This is a genomic window from Porphyrobacter sp. GA68, from assembly GCF_022605525.1.
Lineage (GTDB): Bacteria > Pseudomonadota > Alphaproteobacteria > Sphingomonadales > Sphingomonadaceae > Qipengyuania_B.
Genome location: NZ_JAKQYJ010000002.1, coordinates 503,610 through 518,332 on the forward strand (window position 1 = coordinate 503,610; position 14,723 = coordinate 518,332).

At 62.7% G+C, this 14,723-nt stretch carries 16 protein-coding genes; 14 read left to right on the forward strand and 2 right to left on the reverse strand.

The genetic code is table 11. The annotated features are described in order from the left end of the window. The first annotated feature begins 88 nt into the window (after positions 1-88). From prfB to uvsE, 4 genes are all read left to right on the forward strand, one after another. A complete protein-coding gene (gene prfB / locus LHJ54_RS10190) occupies positions 89-1,216 on the forward strand; it encodes a peptide chain release factor 2 (protein ID WP_228243782.1) in 1,128 nt (375 codons plus the stop codon). Then, positions 1,213-1,983: a class I SAM-dependent methyltransferase gene (locus LHJ54_RS10195; RefSeq protein ID WP_228243783.1), complete on the forward strand. Its 771-nt coding sequence runs from the start codon at positions 1,213-1,215 to the stop codon at positions 1,981-1,983. The genes prfB and LHJ54_RS10195 overlap by 4 nt, the downstream gene beginning before the upstream one ends. Next, positions 1,983-3,389 (forward strand): nitronate monooxygenase family protein, encoded by a 1,407-nt coding sequence (locus LHJ54_RS10200; RefSeq protein WP_228243784.1) that lies wholly within the window; start codon positions 1,983-1,985, stop codon positions 3,387-3,389. The genes LHJ54_RS10195 and LHJ54_RS10200 overlap by 1 nt, the downstream gene beginning before the upstream one ends. Before the next feature lie 322 nt (positions 3,390-3,711). Continuing rightward, positions 3,712-4,875 (forward strand): UV DNA damage repair endonuclease UvsE, encoded by a 1,164-nt coding sequence (uvsE, locus tag LHJ54_RS10205; protein WP_228243785.1) that lies wholly within the window; start codon positions 3,712-3,714, stop codon positions 4,873-4,875. 18 nt (positions 4,876-4,893) lie between these two features. Here the strand turns inward: uvsE and LHJ54_RS10210 are convergent, their stop codons facing one another. Then, positions 4,894-5,907, reverse strand: a complete 1,014-nt coding sequence (locus tag LHJ54_RS10210) for a D-glycerate dehydrogenase (protein ID WP_228243786.1) — start codon at positions 5,905-5,907, stop codon at positions 4,894-4,896. Positions 5,908-6,003: 96 nt separating this feature from the next. Between LHJ54_RS10210 and LHJ54_RS10215 the strand changes: the two genes are divergently transcribed. Further along, a complete protein-coding gene (locus tag LHJ54_RS10215) occupies positions 6,004-6,477 on the forward strand; it encodes an SH3 domain-containing protein (RefSeq protein WP_228243787.1) in 474 nt (157 codons plus the stop codon). A gap of 18 nt (positions 6,478-6,495) precedes the next feature. On the opposite strand, the gene LHJ54_RS10220 is transcribed toward LHJ54_RS10215, so the two are convergent. Then, the gene (locus tag LHJ54_RS10220; RefSeq protein ID WP_228243788.1) at positions 6,496-7,692 is read right to left on the reverse strand and encodes an acetyl-CoA C-acyltransferase; all 1,197 of its coding nucleotides are present in this window, start codon (positions 7,690-7,692) and stop codon (positions 6,496-6,498) included. Between the two features lie 124 nt (positions 7,693-7,816). On the opposite strand from LHJ54_RS10220, the gene LHJ54_RS10225 reads away from it, so the two are divergent. The 9 genes from LHJ54_RS10225 to nuoF all read left to right on the forward strand — a co-directional run bounded on the left by LHJ54_RS10225 (position 7,817) and on the right by nuoF (position 14,699). Then, positions 7,817-9,223, forward strand: a complete 1,407-nt coding sequence (locus LHJ54_RS10225; protein ID WP_228243789.1) for a coniferyl aldehyde dehydrogenase — start codon at positions 7,817-7,819, stop codon at positions 9,221-9,223. A gap of 132 nt (positions 9,224-9,355) precedes the next feature. Beyond that, a complete protein-coding gene (gene ndhC / locus LHJ54_RS10230; protein WP_228243790.1) occupies positions 9,356-9,730 on the forward strand; it encodes an NADH-quinone oxidoreductase subunit A in 375 nt (124 codons plus the stop codon). A 1-nt stretch (position 9,731) separates the two neighbouring features. Continuing rightward, positions 9,732-10,322, forward strand: a complete 591-nt coding sequence (locus LHJ54_RS10235; RefSeq protein ID WP_228243791.1) for an NADH-quinone oxidoreductase subunit B family protein — start codon at positions 9,732-9,734, stop codon at positions 10,320-10,322. Beyond that, positions 10,319-11,209: an NADH-quinone oxidoreductase subunit C gene (locus LHJ54_RS10240; RefSeq protein ID WP_228243792.1), complete on the forward strand. Its 891-nt coding sequence runs from the start codon at positions 10,319-10,321 to the stop codon at positions 11,207-11,209. The genes LHJ54_RS10235 and LHJ54_RS10240 overlap by 4 nt, the downstream gene beginning before the upstream one ends. Next, on the forward strand, positions 11,210-12,424 hold the full coding sequence (locus LHJ54_RS10245) for an NADH-quinone oxidoreductase subunit D (protein ID WP_228243793.1): 1,215 nt from the start codon (positions 11,210-11,212) through the stop codon (positions 12,422-12,424). It begins immediately after the preceding gene. Continuing rightward, positions 12,421-12,603 carry a hypothetical protein gene (locus tag LHJ54_RS10250; RefSeq protein WP_228243794.1) on the forward strand — a complete coding sequence of 61 codons (183 nt, stop codon included), beginning with the start codon at positions 12,421-12,423 and terminating at the stop codon, positions 12,601-12,603. The genes LHJ54_RS10245 and LHJ54_RS10250 overlap by 4 nt, the downstream gene beginning before the upstream one ends. Beyond that, positions 12,596-13,264 (forward strand): NADH-quinone oxidoreductase subunit NuoE, encoded by a 669-nt coding sequence (gene nuoE / locus LHJ54_RS10255; protein WP_228243795.1) that lies wholly within the window; start codon positions 12,596-12,598, stop codon positions 13,262-13,264. Before LHJ54_RS10250 ends, nuoE begins: the two co-directional genes overlap by 8 nt. Beyond that, positions 13,264-13,407, forward strand: coding sequence for a hypothetical protein (locus tag LHJ54_RS10260; protein ID WP_228243796.1), 144 nt, complete (start codon positions 13,264-13,266; stop codon positions 13,405-13,407). The genes nuoE and LHJ54_RS10260 overlap by 1 nt, the downstream gene beginning before the upstream one ends. Next, positions 13,407-14,699: an NADH-quinone oxidoreductase subunit NuoF gene (nuoF, locus tag LHJ54_RS10265; RefSeq protein WP_228243797.1), complete on the forward strand. Its 1,293-nt coding sequence runs from the start codon at positions 13,407-13,409 to the stop codon at positions 14,697-14,699. The genes LHJ54_RS10260 and nuoF overlap by 1 nt, the downstream gene beginning before the upstream one ends. Positions 14,700-14,723: the final 24 nt, after the last annotated feature.

Genomic DNA, 14,723 nt, shown 5'->3' on the forward strand with positions numbered 1-14,723 from the left:
CTGCGCTTTCACCGTCTCAACGATTGCCTAGCGCCCGCACCTTGCGCTAGGCGCGCGTCCACATTCGTTTTCAAGGAAGTGACAGGGAATGCGCGCCGAAGGGCAAGCTCACATTGACCGCATCGAAGCCGCGCTTGCGCTTGTGCGTCGCTCCCTGGATTGGGAGCGCGCGCTGCGCCGGCTCGACGAGTTGAGCGCGCGGGTGCAGGACCCGGACCTGTGGAACAACCCCAAGCAGGCGCAGGCCATTACGCAGGAGCAGAAGCGGCTTCAATCTGCCGTCACGACGGTGCGCGACATTGAGCGGGAAATGGCCGACGCCATCGAGTTCATCGAAATGGGCGAAGCGGAGGGCGACGAGACCATCACCGACGAAGGGCTGGCCAGTCTTGCGGGTCTGGCCGACCGCGCGGATGCCGACAAGGTGCAGGCGCTCCTGTCCGGAGAAGTCGATGCCAACGACACCTACATCGAAATTCATGCCGGGGCGGGCGGAACCGAAAGCCAGGACTGGGCGGAAATGCTGTTCCGCATGTACGCCCGCTGGGCCGAACGTCGCGGGTTCAAGGTCGAAACGGTGGAGTATCAGGCGGGCGAGCAGGCCGGGATTAAGTCGGCGACCCTGCTGGTGAAGGGTGAAAACGCCTATGGCTACGCCAAGACCGAAAGCGGCGTTCACCGGCTTGTCCGCATCAGCCCGTATGACAGCAACGCACGGCGGCACACCTCCTTCAGTTCGGTCTGGGTCTATCCGGTGATCGACGACGAGGTGGAAATCGAAATCAACCCCGCCGACCTCAAGATCGACACGTACCGCGCGTCGGGCGCGGGCGGGCAGCACGTCAACACCACCGATTCCGCGGTGCGCATCACCCATCAGCCCACCGGCATTGTGGTCGCAAGTCAGAACGACCGTAGCCAGCACAAGAATCGCGCCACGGCCATGTCGATGCTGAAGGCGCGCCTGTACGAACGCGAAATGGCCGAACGTGAAGCCGCGGCATCGGGCGAATATCAGGAGAAGAGCGACATCGGCTGGGGTCACCAGATCCGTTCCTACGTCCTGCAACCCTATCAGCTGGTCAAGGATCTGCGCACCGGTACGACCTCGACATCGCCTGACGCTGTGCTGGACGGGGCGCTCGATCCTTTCATCTCCGCTGCGCTGGCCCAGCGGGTCACTGGCGAAAAGGCCGAAGTGGAGGATGTGGAATGATCCGGCGTGGACACCTCTTGCTCCTTGCGCTGGCAGCGGCGCTGGCGACGAGCGGCTGCGAACGGGTAGAATCCCAGCCGGACCGGCCCGACACCGCGCAGGAATTTCCTTTGCCCGACCGCCCGGTATCCGGGCTGGGCGCGACCCAGTTCTCCACCGAAACACAGCGCGACAGCGTCAACGAAGCGCAGGTGGTGATGGATCTGGCGCGGATTACGCCCGGCATGACGGTGGCCGACATTGGCGCGGGCGAGGGGTACTACACCGTACGCCTTGCTGAACGGGTCGGCCCCAATGGCCGCGTTCTGGCACAGGACATCGACGCGGCCGCGTTGCAGCGGCTGGGCGAGCGGGTGAACCGGGAACAGCTCGACAACGTCTCCATCGTCCTTGGGGCTGCGGACGATCCGCGGCTCCCACCGGCGAGCTTCGACCGCGTGTTCCTGGTCCACATGTACCACGAGGTCGCAGAACCGTATGCGTTTCTGTGGCGCCTGTGGCCGGCGCTCAAACCGGGTGGCGAAGTCATCGTGGTCGATGTGAACCGGCCCACCGATCAGCACGGGATCGATCCTCTCCTCCTCCAGTGCGAGTTCCGAGCCGTTGGTTTTGAGTTGATCGAGTTCAACGAAACGCCGCAGCTTGCCGGATATTTTGCCAAGTTCCGTCCCATGCGTACTCGCACTCCGCCCCGTTCAATCCAGCCCTGCCGCGTAGTTGAGCGGGCTGAAGGCGAAGAAACCCCCGCCGCAACAGGAAATCAGTAATGTCTTTCAAAGGTTTGCAGCCGATACTTTATGGCGACCGCGAAGTCTGGCCGCTGGTGGAAGGCGGGAAGGGGGTATCCGCCACCAACCACGCCAGTTCGGGCGCCTGGGCAGCGGCTGGAGGCATCGGTACGGTCAGCGCCGTGAACGCGGACAGCTATGACGCCGAAGGCAAGATCATTCCGCAGGTCTATGACGCAATGACGCGGGTGGAGCGGCACTTCCAGCTGGTACGCTATGCCATCGACGGTGCGGTCGAACAGGTGCAGCGTGCCTACGAACTTTCCCGCGGCCAGGGGGCGATCAACATCAATGTCCTGTGGGAGCAGGGCGGGGCGCAGCAGGTGCTGGAAGGGGTTCTGGAGCGCACCCGCGGGCTGGTAACGGGCGTAACCTGCGGCGCAGGCATGCCGTACAAGCTGGCTGAAATCGCCGCGCGCTTCAACGTGCATTACCTGCCCATCATCAGCTCAGCCCGCGCTTTTCGTGCCCTGTGGAAGCGATCCTACCACAAGGTCAGCGATCTTATGGCTGCCGTGGTGTACGAAGATCCGTGGCTGGCGGGCGGCCACAACGGCCTGTCCAACGCAGAAGACCCCCTGAAGCCCGAAGATCCCTATCCGCGCGTCAAGGCGCTGCGCGAAATTATGCGCGCAGAAGGGGTGAGCGAGGACGTGCCGATCGTCATGGCTGGCGGCGTTTGGTATCTTCGGGAATGGAACGACTGGATCGACAACCCTGAGCTGGGCAAAATTGCGTTCCAGTTCGGAACCCGGCCGCTGCTGACAGAAGAAAGTCCGATACCGCAGGGATGGAAGGACGCATTACGGACGATCGAGCCGGGCGACGTGCTCCTGCACAAGTTCTCGCCCACGGGCTTCTATTCCAGCGCCGTCAGGAACCCGTTCCTGCTCGACCTGGTCCACCGGTCCGAACGGCAGATCCCTTACAGCAAGGTTGCGGCCGGAGAACACACGACGCAGCTTGACGTGGGGGTTCGGGGCAAGAACTTCTGGGTGGCCCAGCGCGACTACCAGCGTGCGCAGGTCTGGTTCGCGCAAGGCTATACCGAGGCGCTGAAGACGCCCGACGACACGATCATCTATGTCACCCCGCAAAGTCGTGACACAATCCGGCAGGACCAGAGGGACTGCATGGGGTGTCTGTCGCACTGCCAGTTCTCCAGCTGGAAGGATCACGACGACTACACCACCGGACGCCTCGCCGACCCGCGCAGCTTCTGCATTCAGAAAACCCTGCAGGACATCGCGCACGGAGAGCCGGTCGAACAGAACCTGATGTTCGCCGGTCACGCGGCTTACCGCTTCAAGACGGACCCGTTCTACTCGAACAACTTCACCCCGACAGTGAAGCAGCTGGTGGACAGGATTCTGACGGGGGATTGAGAGGCGAGGCGCGGGGGAAGGCGGGCACCCCACCCGCTCAGTAAGGCAGCCCGAGACAACGGCTTCAAGACGGCAATCGGCCCGGCAGGGAGGCTGAGAAGGTTTCGTCGCTCTCAAGATGCAGCTTTCCTGCACAACCTGCCTGTCCTACGGGCGACCTTGTGCTTATTGAGGGTAGCGTTCTCTGACGGCGTAGCCTCAACCGGATTTGCTCCTGCCGGGACGACGCGCGGCTATGCTCTTGAACAGTGTAACACCCGGTCCATGTCTCGCTTCGCCGCTGTCCGCCGGACCTATCGGCGCGCTGCTGCATTGAGGGTGGATGACCGGCCATTCCCATCCCCTGCGCCTCGGCTTTCCGGTAAAGGTCATGGGACGGCAAGGCATGAAGACACAGGACGGCCGCCGCTGGCAGAAGAACCCGCATCTCAAGTGCTCGCTTGAACTGCTCGACCCGGTGCTGGACTATCTGCGGGACGAGAACATCGAGATGTACCGGCTATCGTCGGACATCGCCCCCTACGCCACGCACCCCGATTTGCCGCAGTTCCACGGCCAGGTCGCCGACAGTGATGCGGAGCTCAAGGCCTTCGGACGCAAGGCAAAGGATTACGGTATTCGCCTGTCCTTCCACCCCTCGCAATACGTCCTGCTGAACTCTCCGGACGAGAAGCTGACCGCAAAGAGCATCTGGGACCTGGCCAGCCAAGCCGAAATGCTGGACCGCATGGAGCTGGACGACGAAGCTGTCATGGTGACTCATGTGGGCGGGGTTTATGACGATCACGAAGCCAGCCGTGCGCGCTGGATCAAGGGTTGGGAACAGTGTCCGGATCACGTTCGGCGGCGACTGGTGCTGGAACACGACGACATCCGCTTTTCAGCCGCGGATGTGCTGTGGATCCACGAAAGAACCGGGGTGAGGCTGGTGTTCGACTACCAGCATTTCTGGTGCCTCAACCCCGAGCGGCTCGACATGCGCGACACGCTTGAGAGGTTCATGGCGACATGGCCGCAAGGAGTGCGACCCAAGCTGCACTTTTCCTCACCCCGAACCGAACTGCGCGAAGTGAAGGTGAAGATCACGCCCAAACAGCGCGAAGCGGCCAGAGCCGGCAAGCACTCTGCGGCTAGAGGTGAGCTGCTCAAGGCTCCTGTGAAGCACACCGCGCGGATCAAGACTGTGCTGCGCCCTCCTGTTTGGACCGGCCATTCCGATTTCACCAACCCCTTCGAATTCGCGACCTTCATGCGAATGGCGGACGGTCTTTATTTCGACGTGATGCTGGAGGGTAAGGCAAAGGACATCAGCCTGATGCGCCTTCGGCCCGACCTGCTCCGCTACGCTCCCGACGTTGCCGCACGGTTCGGCATAACGCCCGCTGATGCCGCCCAACTGGCGGAGGACGAGAACCGGCTGGAACATGTAGCCGCGGCGGATCGTGAGCCTGATGTGGATGAAGGGTTCCAAGTCGCGGCTGAGTAGCCGCGCTCAGGTGGGTCGTTAAAGTACGCCTTCGAGTACCTGATCGGGCGGGCGGTGGCCGTCGGCCCACGCACGGATGTTCGCGATAACCCGCATTCCGGACTCCTCGCGTCCTTCGATCGTGGCGCTGCCGATGTGGGGCAGGGTCATGACGTTGGGGTGCGCGAGTAGGCGCGGGTCCACCTGCGGTTCTTCAGGGTAGACGTCCAGCCCCGCACCCATCAAACGGCCATCCTGCAGTGCGGTTATAAGCGCGTTCTGATCCACCAGATCGCCGCGCGCGGTGTTGATGAGGGATGCTCCCTCTTTCATCAACCCGATCCTCCGGCCATCAATGATGCCTCGGGTGGCAGGCGTGGCGGGGCAGTGGAGGGTGAGAATGTCGGCCTGCTTCACTAATGCGTCCAGATCGGGCACAAATCTGGCGTGGAGCATGTTCTCCAGCGCCTCGGGCAGCCGCTTGCGATTGTGGTACGCTATCTGCAGGCCGAACGCCCGGGCCCGATGGGCGACAGCCTGGCCGATCCGCCCCATTCCGACAATGCCAAGGGTCTTGCCGGCCAGTTTGCGTCCAAGCAGGGCAGACGGCGCCCAGCCAGACCACTCCCCGTTTCTCACCAGCTCGACCCCTTCACGCACGCGGCGGGGAACTCCGATGATCAGCGCCATGGTCAGATCGGCAGTGTCGTCGGTGAATACCCCGGGCGTGTTGGTGACAATGATCCGGCGAGCCGTGGCTGCGGCGAGGTCCAGGTGATCCGTTCCCGCTCCAAAGCTGGCGATCAGGCGAAGCCGTTCGTCGGCACTGTTGATGAGATCATCGCTGATCCGGTCAGTGACCGTCGGTACCAGAACATCGCAGTCGCGCATGGCGGTCAAGATTTCGTCGCGCGTGAAGGGATGATCGTCGTCGTTCGGCACGAAATCGAACAATTCGGCCATTCGCCGCTCGACAGCGGGCATAAGGGCGCGGGTGGCGATTACGCGCGGCCTGCCGATGATGCGCGGAGTAGTGGTGGCTGAACTGGCCATCGTACGTGCAGCTAGGCTGCGGGCCTGTGCTGCGTCAACCCGTGTGGCGGACAAGATGCTTGCCCCGCGCAGCCTTGCGGTCTTAAGCTGAACCTCATGTTCATTCGCGCCGCGTTCATTTTCCTGCCGTTCGTCCTCTTGCTCTCCACTCCGGCAGCCGCGCAGGATCGCCCGACACCTTACTGGGCCACGGTCAAGGCGAAGGAACTGAACATGCGGGTCGGTCCCAGCGCGGAGTTTCGCATCGCATGGGTGTATCGCCGCCCCGGCTTGCCGTTGAAGGTGCTGCGCCTGCGCGAGGGGTGGCGGCTGGTGGAAGATCCGGATGGCACCCGCGGATGGGTGGTTGCCCGGCTGCTCGATGACAAGCGTGGAGTGATCGTCACCGGGGACGGCTATGCGGCGATGCGAACCGCGCCCAGCTATGTTTCCGAGCTGCGCTGGCGCCTGGAACCCGGCGTGGTGGGCAGCCTGGAAACTTGCGAAGCTGGCTGGTGCCGCATTTCCGTCGACCAGCGTTACCGTGGGTGGGTAGAGGCCGACCGGCTCTGGGGTGACGAGGAACCCTGATCCGCAGGCGATCTGCCGTCAGACAAGCTCCACTGCCACGGCGGTCGCTTCACCGCCGCCGATGCACAGGCTGGCAATCCCCTTCTTTTTGTTCTGCCGCCGGAGAGCGTTCAGCAGCGTCACAATGATGCGCGTTCCGCTTGCACCGATGGGGTGGCCCAGCGCCGTGCCGCCACCGTTCACGTTGATCTTGTCGTGCGGAATGCCGATGTCCCGCATTGCGAACATTGCGACACATGCAAAAGCCTCGTTGATTTCCCACAGGTCGACTTCATCCTTTGACCAACCTGCATTTGCCAGCACCTTTTCGATGGCACCGATCGGCGCCGTCGTAAACTTCGCAGGTTCCTGAGCGTGGGCAGCGGTCGCGACGATGCGCGCCACCGGCGACAGACCGTTCTGCGTGGCAACACTCTGGCGGGTAAGAACTACAGCAGCCGCACCATCCGAAATGGATGACGACGTCGCCGCAGTGATCGTGCCATCCTTGGCGAAGGCGGGCCTCAACGTGGGTATCTTCTCCGGCTTGCCGCGCCCGGGCTGTTCGTCGGTGTCGACCATCGTATCACCCGCGCGCCCCGACACGGTCACTGCTATAACCTCGTCCGCGAAAGCGCCGCTTTCGATAGCGGCATTGGCGCGGCGCAGGGATTCGATGGAATAGGCATCCATGTCTTCTCGGGTCATCTGGTATTCGTTCGCCGTTTCCTGCGCAAAAGTACCCATGGCGCGCCCCGCCTCGTAGGCGTCCTCAAGCCCGTCGAGAAACATGTGGTCGTACGCGGTGTCATGCCCGATCCGCGCGCCGGAGCGATGTTTCTTCAGAAGATACGGCGCATTGGTCATGCTTTCCATCCCGCCGGCAACGATCATCTGCGCCGATCCGCTGGCCAGAGCCTCGGCCCCCATGATCACCGTTTGCATCCCGCTCCCGCAGACCTTGTTCACCGTGGTTGCCTGGACGCTCTTGGGCAGGCCAGCCTTGATGGCCGCCTGCCGCGCGGGCGCCTGCCCCAGACCTGCGGGCAGCACGCAGCCCATGTAGATCCGGTCGACGTTCTCACCCGCTATCCCGGCCCGCTCCACCGCCGCCTGAACCGCTGCCGCGCCCAGGTCCGTTGCGCTCGCGTCCGCCAGCACCCCTTGCATCCCGCCCATCGGGGTCCGGGCGTAGGACAGGATGACGACCGGGTCGGAAGCGCTGAATTGAACCATCGTTTTGAGCCTTTCGCGAGCTTGCAAGGGATGCCGATAAGCGGCTACCAGCTAGTGCGGCGACGTAGTGCGGCGATAAGGCAAAGGCAACGGGAGAGCAGTGGTGTCGAGCAGCAGCGGTGAGATGACCGGTATTCTCGAGCGGCAGCGTGCCGCCTTTGTCGCCTCGCGGCCGGAACGGCTGGCGGTGCGCCGCAACCGGATCGAGCGCGCGATGAAGCTTCTCACCGACCACGCCGAACCGCTGTGCGCGGCGATGGCCGAAGACTTCGGCAGCCGCTCCGTTCGCCAGTCCATGATGACGGATATTGCGGGCACGGTACGGTTCGGCAAATATTGTCTCAAGAACCTGGCTGGCTGGGCAAAGCCGGATCGGCGCCGGTTGGATTTCCCGTTGCCGCTGCTGGGTGCCAAGGCAGAGGTGCGGTACGAAGCCAAAGGTGTCGTGGGGATCATGTCGCCCTGGAACTTCCCTGTGAACCTGTCTTTCGGACCGCTGATGCAGGTGCTGGCGGCGGGCAATCGCGCCATGCTGAAACCATCAGAGTTTACCGAACGTACAAGCAGCCTCACCGCCGAACTGGTGGACAAGGTGTTCGCTCCCGAAGAGGTGGCGGTCGTCACGGGAGGCCCGGATGTCGCGCAGGCATTTTCCGAGCTGCCGTTCGACCACCTGGTTTTCACCGGCTCGACCGCGACAGGCCGCAAGGTGATGGAAGCGGCGGCGAAGAACCTTGTGCCCGTTACGCTGGAGCTGGGTGGAAAGTCGCCTGTATTCGTCGGCCGCAGCGCCGACCTCCGCCGCGCGGGGGAGCGGATTGCGATGGGCAAGATGATGAATGCCGGTCAGATCTGCCTGGCACCGGATTACCTGCTGGTCCACGAAAGCCAGGAGGACGCGGCCATCGCGGCAGTGGAGTTGGGCGTGCGCGACATGTATCCGACCCTGTTGAGCAACGATGACTATGCCAGCGTGGTGACGGATCGCCATTTCGAGCGGTTGCAAGACATGGTCGAGGATGCGCGTCAAAAGGGGGCCGAGGTGGTGGAGGTGAACCCGGCGAACGAGGATTTCACCGCGTCGAACAACCGCAAGATGCCGCTGACCATCCTGCGCAACGTCACAGACGACATGCGGGCGATGCAGGAAGAGATCTTCGGCCCGGTTCTGCCGGTGAAGACATACAGCCGGGCAGAGGATGCGGTGGATTATGTCAATGGGCGTGATCGCCCGCTCGGCCTTTACTACTTCGGCAGCGACAGGGTGGAACAGGAGCAGGTGCTGACCCGCACCATTTCCGGCGGCGTCACGGTGAATGACGTGGTGTTCCACGTTTCGATGGACGACCTGCCGTTCGGCGGGGTCGGACCATCGGGTATCGGCTCGTACCACGGGCCGGAGGGGTTCCGCGAGTTCAGCCACGCGCGCAGCATATACACCCAGCCTGCCATCGACATTGCGAAACTGGCCGGCTTCAAGCCGCCCTATGGCCAGGCCACAGACAAAGCGGCGCGGATGGCGATGAGGTAGCTTTCTTGCGCCTAGGTCGGCGCGGAACAGATCGAAAACGGCAAGCTGCGTTTCACGCACTTCTCGGCCTTGCGCATACGGCCAGAGGGGCGTAGATGCCCGCGCAACCGCCAACACCAGCTAGGCTTTTCCGTGGTAGATCTCTCGCAATACCTGCCGATCCTGATCTTTCTGGTCATAGCCCTTGGCTTGTCGACCGCTTTCGTCTTTCTGCCGATGGGCGTTTCGCGGCTGACGGGTTCGTACAACCCCACCGCGGAGAAGCTGAGCGAGTATGAGTGCGGCTTTCCGGCATTTGAAGATGCGCGCAGTCAGTTTGACATCCGCTTTTATCTGGTTGCGATCTCTTTTATCCTGTTCGATCTTGAGGCCGCATTCCTATATCCCTGGGCGGTGAGCCTCGAGTTTACCGGATGGGCCGGGTGGGCCGGCATGATGATCTTCCTCGGCATCCTGGCGGTGGGCCTCGCCTATGAATGGAAGATGGGCGCGCTGGACTGGGACTGACATGACCGACTACTCAACTACCTCTCCGGCTGGGCGCGAACAGCTTTCGCGGCCCGATACCGGGCCCGCCGCGCAGGGCGGCGAGGTCCGCCTGCCCGATGCCGGCTATTTCCAGGCGGTCCAGACCGAAGTCGACAACAAGGGGTTCCTTGTCACTTCGACAGAGGAATTATTTCAGTGGGCGCGTACCGGGTCGCTGTGGTGGATGACGTTCGGCCTGGCCTGTTGCGCGGTGGAGATGATCCACGTCAACATGCCCAGGTACGATATGGAACGGTTCGGCGTCGCTCCGCGCGCCTCGCCGCGACAATCGGACGTGATGATCGTGGCGGGCACCTTGTGTAATAAGATGGCTCCTGCGCTGCGCAAAGTGTACGATCAGATGTCTGATCCGAAATACGTGATCAGCATGGGTAGCTGCGCCAATGGCGGCGGCTATTACCACTACAGCTATTCCGTTGTGCGTGGCTGCGATCGCATCGTGCCGGTGGACATCTACGTACCTGGCTGTCCGCCGACGGCCGAGGCGCTGCTGTACGGCGTGATGCAGTTGCAGCGCAAGATCCGGCGGGTCGGGACGATCGAACGATGAGTTCGGTGCTCCATTCCGCACCTCGGTACGAAGCGTCGGAGGCGATGCTGGACGAACTGTCGCAAGCGATGGGCGGCGATCTGCTGGACGCGCGGCGTGCACACGGAGAACTCCTGTTCAACGTGCGCCGGGACAGCATCGAGGCGGTGCTGCGCACCCTGCGCGACGAACACGGCTACCAGCAGCTGATGGAGATTGCCGGGGTCGACTATCCCGCGCGCGCCGAACGGTTCGAGATCGTGTACATGCTGCTGTCAGTCACAGCGAACCGGCGCATCATGGTTAAGGTGCGTACCGACGAAGCCACTCCGGTGCCCACTGTCACGACCCTTTGGCCAAACGCCGGGTGGCTTGAGCGGGAGGTGTTCGATCTGTTCGGCGTGGTGTTCGCCGGAAACACGGACCTTCGTCGGATTCTGACCGATTATGGTTTCGAAGGCCACCCGTTCCGCAAGGATTTTCCGCTCACCGGATACGTGGAACTGCGCTACTCTGAGGACGAGAAGCGGGTGGTGTATGAGCCGGTAAAGCTTGCCCAGGATCTGCGCCAGTTCGATTTCCTGTCTCCATGGGAAGGGGCCGATTACCCGTTGCCGGGCGACGAAAAGGGGTCGACCGCGCCTGTGGCCGAGGTCAAGACGACAGAAAAGCAGATCCAGACCGGGGCAGGACCGGCGACCGACAAGAAGGCGGCGGAGCATGTGGCGACGGCCGGCGGGGCAACCACGACGCCAGGCCAGGGAGGCGCTGAGCCTGTCCCCGTCGCTACGTCCGTCGACGAACCCGGCGCACCTGACCCGACGGAAGACCGACCTGACCGGTCGCCGCGCCGCGGGAGCACTGCCGATACACCGCCTGCCACGCAGCCGGAAGAGAAAGACAGCTAGATGAGCGTGTTAAAGGTCGAGGAGTCGCCAACCACCGGCGACCAGACGATCAACAACTACACCATCAACTTCGGGCCGCAACATCCGGCGGCCCATGGTGTGCTGCGTCTGGTGATGGAGCTTGACGGCGAGATTATCGAACGGATCGATCCTCACGTGGGCTTGCTACACCGCGGGACTGAGAAGCTGATCGAGACAAAGACCTACCTGCAGGCGCTGCCGTATTTCGACCGGCTGGATTACTGCAGCCCGATGTGCATGGAGCACTCGTACGTGCTTGCAGTGGAAAAGCTGCTGAACATTGAAGTTCCCTTGCGCGCGCAATACCTGAGGGTGCTTTTTGCCGAATTGACGCGCATAAAGAACCACATGCTGAACATCGGTGCCCATGTCATGGATGTGGGCGCGATGACGCCGAACCTGTGGGTGTTCGAACTGCGTGAAGACCTCATGGGCTTCTACGAACGGGCCAGCGGCGCGCGGATGCATGCCGCCTGGTTCCGTCCCGGGGGCGTGCATCAGGATGTGCCCGAGAAGCTGCTGGTTGACATCGGCCACTGGGTCGACACGCGCCTGCCCGAACTGTTCGGCGATGCGATGAGCCTGGTGCTGGACAACCGCATCTTCAAACAGCGCAACGTCGACATTGCCGTCGTCAGCAAGCAAGACGCGCTGGCGTGGGGATTTTCCGGTCCGATGATCCGCGCGGCGGGCATTCCGTGGGACCTGCGCAAGAGCCAGCCCTACGACGTATATGACAGGATGGAGTTCGACATCCCGGTCGGGACGAACTCCGACTGCTACGACCGATTCATGGTGCGCGTAAAGGAAGTCTACGAAAGCGCCAAGATCATCAAACAATGCCTGGCGCAACTGCCCGCCGGTCCGATCGCCAGCGAAGATCGCAAGGTAGCGCCGCCTCCGCGGGCCGAGATGAAGCAGTCGATGGAGGCTTTGATACACCACTTCAAACTCTACACCGAAGGTTTTCATGTTCCGGCGGGTGAAGTTTACGTAGCCACCGAAAGCCCCAAGGGCGAGTTCGGGGTCTATCTCGTCAGCGACGGCACCAACAAGCCATACCGCTGCAAAATCCGTCCAACAGCGTTTTCGCATCTTCAGGCGATGGAGTTCATGTCCAAAGGTCACATGCTCCCCGATGCCACGGCCATTCTGGGCGCGATCGATGTCGTGTTCGGGGAGTGCGACCGGTGATGCTGCGGGAGGTCTTAATTCTGATCGTGAGCGTCGCCGGCTTTTGCGCGGCCATCGCCGCCTATCTGGCGCTCTTCCATGGCGAGGCCAGCACGAAAGAGGTGGTGTCGACCGCTGCTGCGGCTGTGATCGGCCTGTATGCTGGCCGGGTGCTGGAGCGGAGGCTCGCAAATGGCTGATCGCACACCCAGCGCCGACACGCCGGAACTGCGGGCCCGATGGAATGGCTTCGTCTTCACCCCGCAGAACAAGGCCAAGGCGGATCAAGCCATCGCGCGCTACCCGAACGGGCGCCAGCGTTCCGCGATCATGCCGCTGCTCTTCATCGCACAGGAACAGGTTGGTGAGGAAACCGGTACTGCCGGCTGGCTGCCCCTGCCTGTGATCGAGTATGTGGCTCGCTATCTCGACATGCCTGTGATCCGCGCGCTTGAAGTCGCCACCTTCTACTTCATGTACAACCTGCAGCCGGTCGGAAAGTATCACGTGCAGGTCTGCGGGACGACGCCATGCATGCTGCGTGGATCGGACGCTCTGTTCGACACCTGTCATGCTCGTGGCATGAAGAAGGGGCACGTGTCGCCGGACGGGCTGTGGACGCTGACCGAAGTGGAATGCATGGGCAATTGCGCCACCGCACCGATGGTGCAGATCAACGACGACAACTACGAGGATCTCACGCCGGAGCGGCTGGACGCCATTTTCGACGCTCTGGCGCGGGGAGAGCGGCCGAAGGCGGGCACACAGGAGCCGGGGCGGCACACATCGGAACCTGCGGGCGGACCGACTACGCTCAAGGAAATGGTGAGTGCCAATCACGATTACCGGAGCGAATGGTGATGGACCTGTCACTCGCCGCCATCGTGGTCGCCCTCGTAGCTGTCGTCATCGCCTGGAAGTTCCTCACCGGCATCGTCAAGACGCTCGCCTTGGGGGGCATCCTGATCATCGCCGCCATTATAGTTTTTGGAGTGATGGGCTGATGCTGGCGGATAAGGATCGCATCTTCACCAATCTGTACGGGTTTCAGGACTGGACCCTGGGGGCAGCAAAGGCGCGCGGCGACTGGGACAACACCGGAGCGCTGCTGGCGCGCGGGCAGGACGCCATTATTGACGAAATCAAGGCCAGCGGTCTTCGCGGCCGGGGCGGAGCGGGCTTTCCCACTGGCCTCAAGTGGTCGTTCATGCCGAAGGAAAGCAAGGACGGCAGGCCAAGCTTCTTGGTCATCAACGCCGACGAGTCGGAACCGGGGTCCTGCAAGGATCGCGAAATCATCCGGCACGATCCGCACAAACTCATTGAAGGTGCCTTGGTCGCGGGTTTCGCCATGCGGGCGCGGGCGGCCTACATCTACATCCGCGGTGAATACATCAGCGAAGCCAGAGTGCTGCAGGCGGCGATCGACGAGGCTTACGACGCCGGGCTGATCGGGAAGAATGCCAGTGGGTCGGGCTACGACTTCGACGTGTTCATGCACCGGGGCGGCGGGGCATACATCTGCGGCGAAGAAACCGCGATGATCGAGAGCCTGGAAGGCAAGAAGGGGCAGCCGCGCCTGAAGCCTCCGTTTCCCGCCGGGGCCGGCCTGTACGGCTGCCCCACAACGGTTAACAACGTCGAATCGATCGCGGTGACGCCAACCATCCTGCGGCGGGGTGCGGGCTGGTTCTCCTCCTTCGGCCGCGAGGGGAACGCTGGCACCAAGCTGTTCCAGATCAGCGGCCATGTGGAACGCCCGTGCGTGGTAGAGGAAGCGATGAGCATTCCCTTCCGCGAATTGATCGAGAAACATTGCGGCGGCATCCGTGGCGGGTGGGAAAACCTGCTGGCGGTCATCCCCGGCGGCTCGTCGGTTCCTCTGGTCCCGGCAGAGCAGATCATGGATGCGCCGATGGACTTTGACGGCATGAAGGAGCTCGGCTCCGGCCTTGGCACAGCCGGCATCATCGTCATGGACAAGTCCACCGACATAGTCCGCGCGATTGCTCGCCTCTCCTACTTCTACAAGCACGAGTCCTGTGGTCAGTGCACCCCCTGCCGCGAAGGCACCGGCTGGATGTGGCGGGTGATGGAACGCCTGCGTGAAGGCGATGCGGCAGTCGAGGAGATCGACATGCTGCATCAGGTGACCAAGCAAGTCGAAGGCCACACGATCTGCGCGCTGGGCGACGCGGCGGCGTGGCCGATCCAAGGGCTGATCCGGCACTTCCGACCTGAGATGGAGCGGCGAATATTGGAGCGGCAGAGCACTTTCGCGGAGGCGGCGGAATGACGAGTGTTCCAATACTGATTGATC

What these genes read in the sequence shown, in the direction of transcription:
- prfB (WP_228243782.1), top strand. Translation starts at nt 89, where the DNA reads ATGCGCGCCGAAGGGCAAGCTCACATTGACCGCATCGAAGCCGCGCTT.
- LHJ54_RS10195 (WP_228243783.1), top strand. Translation starts at nt 1,213, where the DNA reads ATGATCCGGCGTGGACACCTCTTGCTCCTTGCGCTGGCAGCGGCGCTG.
- LHJ54_RS10200 (WP_228243784.1), top strand. Translation starts at nt 1,983, where the DNA reads ATGTCTTTCAAAGGTTTGCAGCCGATACTTTATGGCGACCGCGAAGTC.
- uvsE (WP_228243785.1), top strand. Translation starts at nt 3,712, where the DNA reads ATGACCGGCCATTCCCATCCCCTGCGCCTCGGCTTTCCGGTAAAGGTC.
- LHJ54_RS10210 (WP_228243786.1), bottom strand. Translation starts at nt 5,907, where the DNA reads ATGGCCAGTTCAGCCACCACTACTCCGCGCATCATCGGCAGGCCGCGC.
- LHJ54_RS10215 (WP_228243787.1), top strand. Translation starts at nt 6,004, where the DNA reads ATGTTCATTCGCGCCGCGTTCATTTTCCTGCCGTTCGTCCTCTTGCTC.
- LHJ54_RS10220 (WP_228243788.1), bottom strand. Translation starts at nt 7,692, where the DNA reads ATGGTTCAATTCAGCGCTTCCGACCCGGTCGTCATCCTGTCCTACGCC.
- LHJ54_RS10225 (WP_228243789.1), top strand. Translation starts at nt 7,817, where the DNA reads ATGACCGGTATTCTCGAGCGGCAGCGTGCCGCCTTTGTCGCCTCGCGG.
- LHJ54_RS10235 (WP_228243791.1), top strand. Translation starts at nt 9,732, where the DNA reads ATGACCGACTACTCAACTACCTCTCCGGCTGGGCGCGAACAGCTTTCG.
- LHJ54_RS10240 (WP_228243792.1), top strand. Translation starts at nt 10,319, where the DNA reads ATGAGTTCGGTGCTCCATTCCGCACCTCGGTACGAAGCGTCGGAGGCG.
- LHJ54_RS10245 (WP_228243793.1), top strand. Translation starts at nt 11,210, where the DNA reads ATGAGCGTGTTAAAGGTCGAGGAGTCGCCAACCACCGGCGACCAGACG.
- nuoE (WP_228243795.1), top strand. Translation starts at nt 12,596, where the DNA reads ATGGCTGATCGCACACCCAGCGCCGACACGCCGGAACTGCGGGCCCGA.
- LHJ54_RS10260 (WP_228243796.1), top strand. Translation starts at nt 13,264, where the DNA reads ATGGACCTGTCACTCGCCGCCATCGTGGTCGCCCTCGTAGCTGTCGTC.
- nuoF (WP_228243797.1), top strand. Translation starts at nt 13,407, where the DNA reads ATGCTGGCGGATAAGGATCGCATCTTCACCAATCTGTACGGGTTTCAG.